This is a genomic window from Kitasatospora sp. NPDC059088 (assembly GCF_042738155.1).
Lineage (GTDB): Bacteria > Actinomycetota > Actinomycetes > Streptomycetales > Streptomycetaceae > Kitasatospora.
The window spans coordinates 1,937-14,929 of sequence record NZ_JBHYGR010000085.1; the positions used below are offsets into that span (position 1 = coordinate 1,937).

Genomic DNA, 12,993 nt, shown 5'->3' on the forward strand with positions numbered 1-12,993 from the left:
GTCACCCCCCCCCGCTGGCGGCGCGCGACTTTGAGCGGCGGCCACCAACCGCCCCCCGCCCGGCCGGCCACGGCGGGCAGGGGGCCCCCCCCGCACCCGGCCGTGGGAGGCACCGGCCGACGTGGGGGCGTGGGCCGGTCTGCCCAGCAGCTCCGCAAGGGGGTGGTGGGGCTGCTGTGACCCGGAATGCTAGACCGGCCCGGGCTCCGTGAACAGACCTTTGACCTGCGAACTTTCGGCCGCGGACATGCCAGCGGGTCGGTGGTTCGCCGCCGGCGCGAGGCCGACCACGCCGAGCGCTGGGGCGCTCGACCGCCGTGCGGCCGGGGTCAGGAAGAGCGCCGCGGCGGGCGGTAGTTGGGCCTGGACCGCAACACCCTCAGCAGTTCGCCGAGTTCGTAGGGGTGGAACTCGCTCTTCGGTACGGCCACCGGGAGTTCACCGCGGGCGTAGAGGTACAGGTGGTCCCGGTCGTCCGTGATCCGGGTGAAGCGCGACCAGGAGAACGGCTGCCGGAAGTTCCCCGTCGTGAAGGCGCAGCCGCTGTCCTTGAAGGTGATGGTCAGCGGGCCGGGGTACTCCGCCCGGTGGCGGGCGACGCCGAGCCTGGTGACGAACGACTGCCAGAAGGCGAGCAGCGGCGCGACCACCACCAGCACCACGCCGAGCGCCGGCTGGCCACCTGTCACCAACAGGACGATGCCGCAGGCCACGAGCACCGCGCAGCAGGCCCGGACCACCGCGAAGCGGCGCCGGTACGCCCGCCGCACCCCGCGGTACTCCTCCTCGGCCGTCAGCTCGTAGCTGACGTGGATGCTCACAGTCCGCCCCCGGTGGTTCGTCCACTGCCCCGTCGTCCCGGCATCCTGCCAGGAGCGGCGGCGGCCGCCAAGTGCTGCGGTCCGCAGGGGCGTTCGGCGCTCAAGGACGGGCGGGATCCCCGGGGTCGGACACGGCGGCGGCGAAGCGGGCGGCCAGAGGCGTGGTCCGGCTGACGGACCGACGCCGCTACCTGGTCCCGGTCGTGGTGGTCTGCCCGGAGTTCACCCCGTGGCAGGCCCGGGTGCGGATCGCCGCGGGTGAGGCCCCGGGACTCGCCCGGGCCGAGCACGTCGACTTCGTCGACATCGACTCCGGCCACAGGCCACTGGCCACTGGCCACTGGCCCATGGTCACCAGGCCCGCCGAACTCGTTCACCTCCTCGACGACATGACGCCCCGGGGCTGACCCTGCACGCGCTCCGGCTGCGGAACCGGGTCGGTGCCCCGTAGTCGGGATCACCCCACCCGCGGGGCGCGTTCTGCGGCAGGATGTCGGCGTCGTCCCGCCCCGAGCTCAGGAGCGCCCCTCCATGCGCCGTGCTTCCATGGCCGCCTCCGCCGTCACCTCCGCTTGCGTCGCTGCGGCTCTGGCGGCCGTCCCGACGTTGTCCGGCTGCTCCTCGTCGGTGGTGGATCGGGACCGCAGCGCGGACGTCGGACTCGTCCTGTGTGCATCCGAAGGCGCCGATCCCGCCCTGGGCGGTCGGATGCGAACGGAGCGGTGCGCGATATCGGTCGACAACCGTTCTCCCCGCATGCTGGCGTACACGATCGACCTCGCCTGCACCAGCACCGAGCGCCACGCCTTCGACGCCGGCCGCATGCTCTACTACGTGCCGCCCGGCCGGCACACCATCGCCGGTGCCGGGATTCTGGACAGCGTCACCGACCGTGATCTGACCTGTCACATCGGTTCGGCGAGCGCCCAGGAGCTGACTCCGGAGGACGGCAGGCCGGAGCCGGCGGAGTCCCCCGACGGCGTGCTGGCGGCCGCGCTGGCGGGGCAGGGAACCGGCGGTGGTCCCGGCCAGGTCGGTGCGGGGGCGTCGTCGGCGGCGGCCGGCGGGGCGTCGGCCGCCGCGCGGGCCGGGGACCCTGCCGCGGCATCGGCGTCCGCGGCTGCCTCCGCTTCGGCCGCGGCGTCGGCCGCTGTCTCGGCGTCAGCCTCGGCTGCGGCAGAAGCCTCGGCTGCTGCCGCCAGGACGGCGGCAGCGCAGCGGAAGGCGTTCGCCCAGGCCTACACGGTCGGCGACTACAGCGTCAGGATGAGCGCGGCGAACCCCGTCAACACCACGACCGTCGACCTCCTCCTCGATGTGACCTCGCACGATCCGAACACCGGGCTCGCCAGGCAGTTCGGACTCGTCGTCACGCTGCTGAACGTGGACGGCTCCGTGAACGCCGAGGGCACGGTGTGCGCCGAACTGTTGGGCGGCGACTCCCAGCGGCTCGAATTCAGCCCTGGCAGGGGAACGCCGGACTGGACGACAGCGCACGTCACCCGTAGTCCCACTGTGCCCTGCTGATCGTCCGGACTGACGGCCCGGCCATGAGGGCTCCGCCCGGGCGGGGGGAGCCGGGGCGGGGGTGTGGTCAGGGCGGCTGGTGCGGGGGAGCGGGGGTGGTGGTGGAGGGCAGGAGCCAGTCGGTGGTGGTGTGCGGGGGGCGGTTCGCGGGGGCGGGGCGGGGGGTGCCGCGGTAGTTCAGGTACATGCCGGTCAGGGCGGTGACCTTGGCGCGCAGCAGCCAGGGGTCGAAGGGCTTGACGATGAAGTCGACCGCCCCCGCGTCGTAGCCGCGCAGGACGTTCTCCGGGTCGGAGCCGATCGCGGTGACGAAGATGATCGGGATGTCGCGGGTCTGGGCGCGGCCCTTGATCTGGGCCGCGGTCGCGTAGCCGTCCATGCCGGGCATCTGTACGTCCAGGACGATGACGGCGATGTCGTTGTGCTGGAGCAGCGCTTTGAGCGCGTCCGGGCCGGAGGTGACGGCCAGCACGTCCCAGTCGGCGGCCGCGAGGACGGCCTCCAGGGCCACCAGGTTCGAGGGCTGGTCGTCGACCACCAGAACCCTGGGCCGACCGGTGGCGGTGGGGGCTGCGGTGTCGGCGGTGTCGGCCGTGGCGGCAGCCTCGATCCGCAGCGGGTCCTCGCCGGCCTGCTGCTCCGCCGCGATCAGCTGGCGTTCCAGCAGTTCGCAGCGGGCCTCGGCGGCCAGCCGGCGCCGGAGCGCCTCGCCCAACTCGGTCTCCAGCCGGGCGACCTCCTTCTCCAGGTCCTGCTTCTCCAGGAGCAGGTCCGCGCGGTCGTCGGCGTAGACGGCGACCTCGTCCGCACGGGCGCGCTCCCGCGCCCAGTCGCTCTCCAGCTGGTTGAGGCGCAGTTCCAGGTCGGCGATGCGGTGGTTCTTGTCGAGCAGGGCGTCGCCCAGGACGTCGCTGTGGGCGGCCGAGCGCCGTGACAGCCGGTCGGCCTCGGCCAGTTGGAACTGCAGCTGCTGGACGGCGTGGCCCACCGAGGCACTGGTCCTCAGCGCGGCCGCGTGGAGCGAGCGGAGGAGTTCGACGGTCTCCAGGGTGGCGACGGTGCCCCGGTCGGCGCCCACGTCGGTGAGCAGGTCCTGGACGAACTGCCAGGACGGGATCCGCTGCCCGGACAGGTAGCGGGACAGCGCACCCGGGCTCAGGTGCCGGCGCGAGCTGTAGCGGCGCACCGACACCGTGGGCCACAACCCCGCGAACAGGCTGCGCAGGGCCTCGGCGAAGGCGCGGCACTCCTCGTTCAGATCGGGGCTCAGCGGTTGCAGGTTCCCCACCCGGTCACCCCCCGGCGTTCTACGGGCTGCACAACGGCACCATCCTCGCAGTATCGGTGGGTTGTTCTGGTCGCGCTGACGGTGCGTCACAGCATGGACGGTCCGGGCCCCGTTGCGCCGCCGTTTCCGGGGTGGCAACACCGATCGGCAACACGGGGCGGTGGCCCGGGTGAAGCGTTCGGGCCCGCGGTGCCGCCGGCGGTGCCCCCGGCGGTGCCGCCGGTGGTGTCGCTGCCGGTGATTCGGCGGCCGGAGACCGGTGATCGACATCTGCGATGCTTGCCGCCATGAGCGAGCTTCGAACGGTGGGAATCGTCGGCCTGGGCCGCATGGGCCGGACCTTGGCGGCGGCTTTCGGCCGGGCCGTCGGGCCGGGCGGCCTCCACGCCAGCGGGCGCTCCGCCGCGAGCGTCGAGCAGCTCCGGCGGGCCGTCCCCGGCGTGCGGATCACGCCCCTGCGGGAGCTGCCCGGCGCCGCGGCGCTGCTCGTCCTGTGCACGCCGCAGTCGGCCCTGTCCGCCGTCCTGGGCGACCTGCGACCCGGGCTGACCGCTGACCACGTCGTGGTCACCATCAGCAACCGGCAGCCGCTGTCGGTGCTGGCCGGGGCGGTGCCGGGCCCGGTGGCCAAGCTGATCCCCAGTGCGGGCAACGAGATCGGCGCCGGCGCGACGCTCCTGGTGCCCGGGCCCGGGATGACGGAGGCGGCGACCGAGAACCTCCTGGCGTTGCTGCGGTCGTTCTCCACCCCGTTCGTCATCGGCGAGGAGCAGGGCCGCGCCGCGACCGACCTGGCGTCCTGCGGCCCGGCCCTGCTGGCCGAGGCCGCGGTGTCGATGGCCCGGGCCCAGTGCGAGCGGGGCGCCCCGCTGCCGAGGGAGCTGGCGGAGCGGCTGGTCAGCTGCAGCCTGGAGGCGGCGGGCCGCCTGGTCGGCGGCGGCGCCACGCCGGCGGAGGTGATCGAGCGGGTCGCGGTTCCCGGCGGCAACACCGCCGCCGGGATCGAGGCGGCCCGCGAGGGCCTCGACGCGGCGTGGCGCGCTGCCTTCCGGGCGACGCAGGACAACGAACGGTCCGACCGGCACCCGCACTGACGGCGGGGCGCGCGGGCCCGCCAGGCCCCTCGGCGTCCCGTTTCGGCGTTCCAGGGGCGCATCGTTCCCGCAGGTCAGAGGCCCTTTCGCCGTTCCAGTGTCCCCAACGGGGCGTTGGCTCTGGCGGCCGGGACGGACCGTTCCGCAGGCTTCGGTCATCCGGTCGACGTACGGTTCGACCGCTTGCCGAAGGGGCCCGAGCCCATGTCCGTCCGTACCTCCCGTACCTCCCGCACCCGGCTGGCCACCGCCGCCGTGGGTGTCGTGCTCGCCGCCCTGTCGGTCTCCGCCTGCAACGGCAACGGGGACACCGGGGACATCGCGACGACGACCGGCCCGACCCTCCGGGCCGCCGGTTCCGCCTCGCCCTCGTCCGCCTCGCCCTCGCCCGCCGCTCCGGCGGGCAGCGCCGGTACCACCGGGAAGCCCTCGGCCGCCGCAGTCGCGTCCACCGGTGCGAAGCCCGGGGCGAGCGCCCCCGCGTCCAAGTCGTCCGGCGGGCCGGCGCCGGAGGCGGCCAAGCCGGTCACCTGCACCGGCGACAACACCCGGACGACGGCCGCCCCGCTGAACCGCCCCGTGAACCACATGCTGCTCACGGTCACCAACACCGGTAGCGGCACCTGCTACCTGTACGGCTACCCGGCGGTCCGGTTCGGGGAGGCCCAGTCCGTGCCCCCGGTGATCACCGACTCCAAGCCGCAGGCCGTCGTCACGCTCAAGCCCGGCGAGTCCGGCTACGCCTCCGTGAACCTGTCCTCCACCGACGGCACCGACAGTGCCAACGGCCACACGGTGAACTCCCTGGCCGTCTACTTCCACGGCCCGTCCGGCAACGAGAGCGTCGGTGCCGGGTCCCAGCCCTCGCTGCCCGCGAAGGGCGTCTACGTGGACGACTCCCTCAAGGTCACCTACTGGCAGCAGTCGATGGACGACGCCACCTCCTGGTGACCCCGGCAGCACCCTCCGGTGAGCGAACGAGTGAACGAGCGAACGAGAGAAAGGGACAACCACCATGCCCAGTAAGCCCCGCAGGATCGCCCGGCTCTTGGTCGTCTACGTCGGCGCGGCCCTCCAGATCCTCGTCCTCGGCGCCCCGGAGGACCCCGACCTCTCCCGCGAGGCCGGCCTCGCCCGGCACTGACGCTCGGCACTGATGCCCGGCACTGACGGTGCTGCGCGACGGTCGACGGGTGAGCGGCGGCACTTCGCAGGCGAACCGAACCGCGAAGAGTTCTTCGCGAATAACTCTTCGCAAAGAACTCTTTGCGGACTACCGTGTGTCGCATGGCTGATGCAGTGGAGGGGCCGGACGGCCCGCAGGGTGATGAGGACTCGGTCGTCCTGGATGCCAAGGGGCTGCGCGCCCTGGCGCATCCGGTGCGCGTGCAGTTGGTCGGGCTGCTGCGGAAGCACGGCCCGTCGACGGCCACCCGCCTCGCCGAGCGGCTGGGCGTGAATTCCGGTACGGCCAGCTACCACCTCCGGCAGCTCGGCGCGGCCGGTTTCGTCGAGGAGGACACCGAACGCGGCAATGCGCGCGAACGCTGGTGGCGTTCGGTGCACCGGACCACCTGGTTCAACGAACCGGAGCTGGCCGAGCGGGAGCCCGAGGCCGCACTGGCCTACCAGCAGTCCGTCGCCGCGATCTACACCCTGCGCACCCAGCAAGCCCTCAACGGGCTCCAGACGATGCCCCGCACCTGGCGGAACACCTTCGACATGAGCGACTGGGCCTTGCGGCTCACGCCCGAGGAAGCCGCCGCCCTGTACCGGGAGCTGGCGGAGGTCATCGCGCGCTACCGGCGGGACACGCCGGAGACCGCGGCCGGTGCCCCCGAGGGGGCCGAACGGGTCGCCGTGATCACGCAGATCCTGCCCGAACCGGACGCGCCGGCCACGTCGTCGCTCCCCTCCGGCCCCCAGGAAGCGGAAGGAAGTCCGACGTCATGACCGACGACGCCCCGGAGGCCGGCGGCATACCCGGCAAGAGGTCCTTACGGCCGCTGGGCGGGGTGCTGGCGGCCATGGTCGTGTCGCTGACCGGCACGCGGATCTCCGTCGTGGCACTGCCCTGGTTCGTCCTCGTCACCACCGGCAGCGCCACCCGGACCGGACTGGTGGCCTTCTGCGAGATGGCTCCCTACGTGGTGGTCAAGGCGTTCACCGGACCGCTGGTGGACCGGATCGGCCCGCGGGCCGTCTCCTGGACCACCGATCTGGCCAGCGCGACCGCCGCCGCCGCGGTTCCCCTGCTCCACGCCCTGGACCTGCTCTCCTTTCCCCTACTGCTGGTTCTCGTCGCGCTGATCGGCGCGGCCCGGGGCCCAGGCGACCTGGCCAAGGAGGTGATGGTCCCGGAGGCGGCCGAGCGCGGCCGGGTGCCGCTGGAACGGGCCACCGGTCTGGCCGGTGTGATCGAGCGGCTCGCCTCCACCGTCGGCCTGGCCGTCGGCGGATCCCTGGTGGCCCTGCTCGGTCCCCTGACCGGGCTCGCCGTCAACGCGGGCTGCTTCGCCCTCGGATCAGTGATCATCAAACTCGCGCTGCCCCGCGGCATGGGACACGCGGCCGAGGAAGCCCCCTCGCCGGCCGGGGAGACGGGACCGGGCTACTGGCGGCGGTTCGGCGAGGGCTTCACCTTCCTGCGCGGCGAGCCGCTGCTGCTCACCGTCATCGTCATGGTCGGCATCACCAACCTGCTGGACGCGGCGTTCGGCTCGGTGCTCGTACCCGTCTGGGCCAGGGAGTCGGGCAACGGGCCGACCGCGATCGGCCTGATGGGCAGCGTGACGGGAGCCGCGGCGGTCGGCGGGAGCCTGATCGCCGCGGCCGTCGCGCACCGGCTGCGGCGGCGGGCGGTGCTTCTCACCGGATTCCTGCTCGCCGGGGCGCCGAGGTTCCTGGTCCTCGCCTCCGGCGCCCCGGTGGGGGTGGTACTGACCGTCTTCGCGGTCAGCGGGTTCGGTGCCGGCTTCGTCAACCCGGTGCTGGGGGCCGTCCTCGTCGAGCGGGTGCCGCGCCGGATGCTGGGCCGGGTCAACGCCCTCGGTGACTCGCTGGCCTGGGCCGGGATCCCTCTCGGCGGGCTGCTGGCCGGGGCGGCGGTGGCCGCCGTCGGACTCCTTCCGGTGCTGCTCACCTGCGGCGCCGCGTACTTCCTCACCACGAATCTGGCCGGACTGCGGGCGGAATGGCGCGAGCTGGACCGTACGCGCGGGCAGGGCGACTCCGAGGAGGACGTCCCCCGAGGCAGTGCGAAGGTAGCGACATGACGTCGTCGCGCAGCGGCAGGTGGCGGGGGACGACAACGGTCCTCACGCTGGTCTGGACGCCGGACACCCACGGACGGAAGGCCGGGCCATGCGGAAACTGATCTACGGCATGAATCTGACCCTGGACGGTTACGTCGCCGCGGCCGGCGACGACATCGGCTGGAGCGGACCGCCGAGCCCCGAGCTCTTCCAGTACTGGCTCGACCACGAGCTGGCGAGCGGCCTGTCGCTGTACGGGCGCAAGCTGTGGGAGACGATGAGCTCCTACTGGCCGACCGGCGACCAGCGGCCCGACGCCACCCCGGCGGAGGTCGAGTTCGCGCGGAACTGGCGGGACACGCCGAAGGTGGTGTTCTCCTCGACGATCGACACGGTCGACTGGAACGCCCGCCTGGTCACCGGCGACGCGCTCAGCGAGATCACCCGACTCAAGGCCGAGGACGGCGGCCCGATGACCATCGGCGGCGCGACGCTCGCCGGGGCGGCCATGCGCGCCGGGCTGATCGACGAGTACGTGATCGCCACCCACCCGGTCCTGGTGGGCGGCGGCACGCCGTTCTTCACCGCGCTGGACGGCTGGGTGGACCTGAACCTGGTGGAGACGCGGACGTTTCCCGACGGTGTCCTCCTGACCAGGTACGAGAGGAGGCGCTGAGCAGTCCGAGCACCCCGCTCCGGGGCGGCGGATAGGGTGGCGGCATGGACGAGTACGCGGTTCCGGTCCTGCCGAGCCGGGACCTGGACGAGACCCAGGAGTTCTACGGCCGGCTCGGCTTCGAGCCCCGGGGCCGCTGGGACGGGCCGGACGGCTACCTGATCGTCGTCCGGGGCACGGTCGAGCTGCACTTCCGCCATGAACCGGGGGTGGATCCGCTGACGACGGCCAGCAGTTGCTACCTCCAGGTCCGGGACGCGGACGCGTGGCACCGGGAGTGGGAGCGGATCGGTGTCGAGGCCGACCCGGCCACCGGCAGCCGGCTGACGCCGGTGGGCGGCACCGACTACCGGATGCGGGAGTTCGCCCTCGTCGACCGCAGCGGCAACCTGCTGCGGGTCGGTAGCCCGGTGGCCGGCTGAGACCCGCGGTCGTCGTTCCACGGGGAGTGCGTCAAGGGCAGGGGGAAACGGGACCGCCCGGTCGCCCCGACTCGGCTGAGTCGCTGCGACCGGGCGGTCCGGAGTGTGGGCCCGGGGGCGGGCCCGGGGTGCGGCCGGGGTCAGACGGTGACCTGGTCGGTCCGCTCGGCCTGCTCGGCGGCCGACCGGTCGGGGGTGGCCGGGGTGGCCGGGGTGTTCTCCCGGGGCGTGGGGAGCGCGGCCATGATCGCGCCGGAGATCACGATGGTGGCGGCCCAGGCCAGGCCGTACTTGCCGACGGGGGTGTCGGAGAGCGGGCCGGCGAACCAGTCGCACTTGGTGAAGGCGAGCCCGAACAGCAGCGCGAGCACCCAGGAGACCATCGCCTGCCAGCAGAAACCGCCCGCGTACCAGTAGCGGCTGTTCCGGGTGGTGTCCATCAGGGCGGCGGCGTCGTAGCGCACCGCGCGCGTCCGGCGCCGGAACATGTCCACCGCGTAGACGCCGATCCAGGCGGAGAAGGAGACGGCGAGCAGGATCAGGAAGGTGATGAAGGAGCCCAGGAAGCTCTTCGCGACCAGCATCAGCAGCAGGCCGCCGACCAGCGAGATCACGGCGTTGATGCTGACGGCCAGGGCGCGCGGCAGCTTGACGCCCATGGTCTGCGCGGTGAAGCCGGCCGAGTACATGGACAGGCTGTTGATCAGCAGCATGCCCACGATCGCGGTCAGCAGGTAGGGCACGGCCAGCCAGGTCGGCAGCAGGTCGCCGAGGAAGGAGACCGGGTCCGCGGCCTGGGCCAGGCCGGGGGAGGCCACCGCCATCACGGCGCCCATCAGCACCATCGGCACCATGACCAGGCCGGCGCCGGAGACCGTCACGCCGACGATCTTCCTGCCGGAGGCGGAGTGCGGCAGGTAGCGGGCGAAGTCCGGGCCGGTGGGGACCCAGCTGATGCCGCCGGCGGCGATGGTCCCGATGCCGGCGACCACCATCGCGGTGGTGCCCGCGGGCTTGGAGAAGACCTCGCTCCAGTGCATGGTCGCGATCAGGTAGCCCAGCACCAGCACGCTGAACACGCCGAAGAGGTACGTCGACCAGGTGTTGCAGACGTTGAGCGCCTTCCGGCCCATGCCGGAGACCAGGAAGGTGCAGGCGACGAAGGCGAACAGGGTGATCACGATCAGCGCGGTGTTGCTCTTGACACCGAAGACCAGGTCGAGCACGGTCAGCACGGCGTAGGCGCCGGTGACGGCGTTGATCGTCTCCCAGCCGAACCGGGCGATCCAGAGGATCGCGCCGGGGAAGAGGTTCCCGCGCACCCCGAAGGTGGCCCGCGAGAGGGTCGCGCCCGGGGCCCCGCCCCACTTGCCGGAGACCGACAGCACGCCGACCAGGCCGAACGACACGACCGCGGCGCACGCGGCGACGATCAGGACCTGCCAGAAGTTGAGCTGGTTCAGCACCACCAGGGCGGCACCCATGGTGAGCAGCAGGACGCTGATGTTCGCCGCGACCCAGGTCGGGAAGAGCTCGCGGACTCTGCCCTGACGCTCGTGGTCGGGGACGGGTTCGATTCCGCGCGTCTCTATCGCGCCGGCGGCGGTGTCGGCGGTGGACGTGTTGTCCATGAGGGGGGCTCCGGGCGTGTGAAGCGGTGGTAAATCGGGCAAATGGAACATTTATGGAACTCTTCGCGCGTAGCGCGGGAGTTGAGTCATCCTACTTTGTTCCGGATGCATCCTGATTGCGCTACCCTGCCGCCCGCCGCAGGCCCGCCGCCGCCCCGCCGCCATCCCGCCGCCGCCCCGCCGTCCTGCCGCCCCGGAGCCTCCTGGGCCCGTCCGGCCGGCCCGTCCGGCCGACCCGGCGGGCGTCCCGGGCACGGGCCGGAGTCCACGGGGGAGTGGATGCGGCGCCCGGGCTCGGTCGAGGAGCGCCGCGTCGAGTGGATCAAGGACCTGGTCGGCCCGCCGACCCACGGCTCGGTCGGCGCTCGCCCGTCGTCCGATCGGGTGTGGTTGAACCACCGTCAGGTCAATCAACCGTCAAGTTGGTTCATTCACAGAATGTTTCCGGGGAGAGCGGCCGGAAGTCCGAAACAATTCCGCCGCTACGAGGTCTTCACAGGGAGATCTCAGACTGACAGGCTGGGGCCGCCCTTTCAGCACGGAGGAGGTTCCTTGTCCCGCATATCCACGTTGGCCGGAGCGGTCACTTGCGCGCTCGCCCTTGTCACCGGAACCGCTGTGGCCGCGTCGGCCGCGCCGATCGACCAGGCCCCGGGTGCGGCGGCCGCCGAAGCGAAGGTCGACCCCGTCGACTGGAAGCCTTGTAACCCCGACCCGACCAAGCCGGACCCGGGCGGCTTCGACTGCGCCGTCTACCCCGTGCCGCTGGACTACGACGACCCGTCGGGCCAGAAGGTCGGCATCGCCATGATGCGGCACCGTGCCAGTGACCCGGCCAAGCGGATCGGTTCGCTGTTCATGAACCCGGGCGGCCCCGGCGGCAGCGGTTACATGTGGGCGACCACCACCCGCTTCGGCGCCGAGGTGCAGGCCAAGTTCGACCTGGTCGGCTTCGACCCGCGCGGGGTGGCCCGGAGCAACCCGCTCAAGTGCTTCAAGACCCAGGAAGAGGCCGACGCGGTCAACAACCGCATGGTGGGCGTCCCCGTCACCAAGGCCGAGGTCGACGAGACCCTGGACGCCGACCAGGACTACACCGACGCCTGCAGCAAGAACGCCGGCCCGCTGATCGAGCACATGTCGACCATCAACGTGGTCCGTGACCTCGACCGGATGCGCCGCGCCGTCGGCGACTCCCAGCTGACCTTCGCCGGGTTCTCCTACGGCACGCTGATCGGGTCCACCTACGCCGCCATGTACCCGAACAAGGTGCGCGCGGTCATCGTCGACGGCAACGTCGACCCCGACCTGCGCCTGCACAACGGCCTGGAGTACGACCGCCAGCGGGCGGGCGGCTTCGAGATCGCCCTGGACGAGTTCCTCAAGCGCTGCCAGACCGCCGGCGCCCCGCGCTGCGCCTTCGGTGACGGCGACACCCGCGCCAAGTTCGACGAGCTCCGCGACCACCTGCGGACCAGCCCGATCACGCTGTCGAACGGCTCCAAGGTGACGCTGAGCAGCTTCACCAGCGAGGTGGCGAGCGCGCTGTACTCGCAGGCCAAGCTGGCTCCGCTGGCGAAGTCGCTGCAGGCCACCTACCAGGTGATGCAGAAGCCGGCCGCGGCCGCCCTGCTGGCGCCGAAGGCGGACGTCTCCGACGAGGCGGCCAACCAGCTCACGGTGAACGTCCCGCGGGCGCTGCGCGAGGCCCCGGCCGACTCCGAGTACGCCGGTGACGACTCCTACATGGGCGTCAACTGCCAGGACAAGCCGTACCCGTCGAACGACCGGGTGTTCGCCAACGTCGCCCGTGCGTGGGAGAAGGAGTCGCCGACCTTCGGCCGCTACCAGGCCTTCGACGCCCCGGCGTGCGCGAGCTGGCCCGCCCCGGCCCGGGACGCCGAGCGCTTCACCGGCCCCTGGAACAAGAAGACCTCCAACACCGTGATGGTGATCGGCAACCTCTACGACCCGGCCACCCAGTACAAGTTCGCCCAGCGGATGCAGCAGGAGCTGGGCAACGCCGTGCTGGTCAGCGTCGACTCCATCGAGCACTGCGCCGTCGGCCGCAGCAAGGCGCTGAACGCGCTGGTCACCCGCTACCTGGTGGACGGCACCGCGCCGAAGCCGGGCCAGCTGCTCAAGCCGGACGCTGAGATCTTCCCGGCGGTCTGAAGGATCTCCCCTCGAACGACCGGCCGTTGAGGCCGGGGCCGTGGGGGGGGGGGCGGGGCGGTGGCGGCGCCGACTGGCGGGCCGTGGGTGGGTTGAGCGGTGGGT

General features: G+C 72.4%; 12 protein-coding genes and 1 pseudogene. 10 read left to right on the forward strand and 3 right to left on the reverse strand.

Annotation, left to right across the window (positions count from 1 at the left end; all coding sequences use genetic code 11):
* Window positions 1-329 precede the first annotated feature (329 nt).
* Window positions 330-821: a YcxB family protein gene (locus tag ACFWXO_RS30345; protein WP_380527579.1), complete on the reverse strand. Its 492-nt coding sequence runs from the start codon at window positions 819-821 to the stop codon at window positions 330-332.
* A 152-nt stretch (window positions 822-973) separates the two neighbouring features.
* Between ACFWXO_RS30345 and ACFWXO_RS30350 the strand changes: the two are divergent.
* Both ACFWXO_RS30350 and ACFWXO_RS30355 read left to right on the forward strand, forming a co-directional pair.
* Window positions 974-1,228: pseudogene (locus ACFWXO_RS30350) on the forward strand (alpha/beta hydrolase); the annotation flags it as partial.
* A 124-nt stretch (window positions 1,229-1,352) separates the two neighbouring features.
* Window positions 1,353-2,348 carry a hypothetical protein gene (locus ACFWXO_RS30355; RefSeq protein WP_380527581.1) on the forward strand — a complete coding sequence of 332 codons (996 nt, stop codon included), beginning with the start codon at window positions 1,353-1,355 and terminating at the stop codon, window positions 2,346-2,348.
* Between the two features lie 67 nt (window positions 2,349-2,415).
* Here ACFWXO_RS30355 and ACFWXO_RS30360 read toward each other — a convergent pair whose 3' ends face one another.
* Entirely contained in the window at window positions 2,416-3,636 is a 1,221-nt protein-coding gene (locus ACFWXO_RS30360) for a response regulator (RefSeq protein ID WP_380527584.1), read from the reverse strand.
* Window positions 3,637-3,923: 287 nt separating this feature from the next.
* Here ACFWXO_RS30360 and ACFWXO_RS30365 point away from each other — a divergent pair, with 287 nt between their 5' ends.
* The 7 genes from ACFWXO_RS30365 (at window position 3,924) to ACFWXO_RS30395 (ending at window position 9,082) form a co-directional block, all read left to right on the forward strand.
* Window positions 3,924-4,730 (forward strand): pyrroline-5-carboxylate reductase family protein, encoded by an 807-nt coding sequence (locus ACFWXO_RS30365; RefSeq protein WP_380527587.1) that lies wholly within the window; start codon window positions 3,924-3,926, stop codon window positions 4,728-4,730.
* A gap of 204 nt (window positions 4,731-4,934) precedes the next feature.
* Entirely contained in the window at window positions 4,935-5,681 is a 747-nt protein-coding gene (locus tag ACFWXO_RS30370; RefSeq protein WP_380527589.1) for a DUF4232 domain-containing protein, read from the forward strand.
* A gap of 64 nt (window positions 5,682-5,745) precedes the next feature.
* Window positions 5,746-5,874: a hypothetical protein gene (locus ACFWXO_RS30375; protein WP_380527591.1), complete on the forward strand. Its 129-nt coding sequence runs from the start codon at window positions 5,746-5,748 to the stop codon at window positions 5,872-5,874.
* Window positions 5,875-6,017: 143 nt separating this feature from the next.
* Window positions 6,018-6,683 (forward strand): ArsR/SmtB family transcription factor, encoded by a 666-nt coding sequence (locus ACFWXO_RS30380; RefSeq protein ID WP_380527593.1) that lies wholly within the window; start codon window positions 6,018-6,020, stop codon window positions 6,681-6,683.
* A complete protein-coding gene (locus ACFWXO_RS30385) occupies window positions 6,680-8,005 on the forward strand; it encodes an MFS transporter (RefSeq protein WP_380527595.1) in 1,326 nt (441 codons plus the stop codon). The genes ACFWXO_RS30380 and ACFWXO_RS30385 overlap by 4 nt, the downstream gene beginning before the upstream one ends.
* 88 nt (window positions 8,006-8,093) lie before the next feature.
* Window positions 8,094-8,660 carry a dihydrofolate reductase family protein gene (locus ACFWXO_RS30390; RefSeq protein WP_380527599.1) on the forward strand — a complete coding sequence of 189 codons (567 nt, stop codon included), beginning with the start codon at window positions 8,094-8,096 and terminating at the stop codon, window positions 8,658-8,660.
* Between the two features lie 44 nt (window positions 8,661-8,704).
* Entirely contained in the window at window positions 8,705-9,082 is a 378-nt protein-coding gene (locus tag ACFWXO_RS30395) for a bleomycin resistance protein (protein WP_380527601.1), read from the forward strand.
* Window positions 9,083-9,222: 140 nt separating this feature from the next.
* Here the strand turns inward: ACFWXO_RS30395 and ACFWXO_RS30400 are convergent, their stop codons facing one another.
* Window positions 9,223-10,713: a purine-cytosine permease family protein gene (locus ACFWXO_RS30400; protein WP_380527603.1), complete on the reverse strand. Its 1,491-nt coding sequence runs from the start codon at window positions 10,711-10,713 to the stop codon at window positions 9,223-9,225.
* A gap of 552 nt (window positions 10,714-11,265) precedes the next feature.
* Here ACFWXO_RS30400 and ACFWXO_RS30405 point away from each other — a divergent pair.
* The gene (locus ACFWXO_RS30405; RefSeq protein WP_380527605.1) at window positions 11,266-12,888 is read left to right on the forward strand and encodes an alpha/beta hydrolase; all 1,623 of its coding nucleotides are present in this window, start codon (window positions 11,266-11,268) and stop codon (window positions 12,886-12,888) included.
* Window positions 12,889-12,993 lie beyond the last annotated feature (105 nt).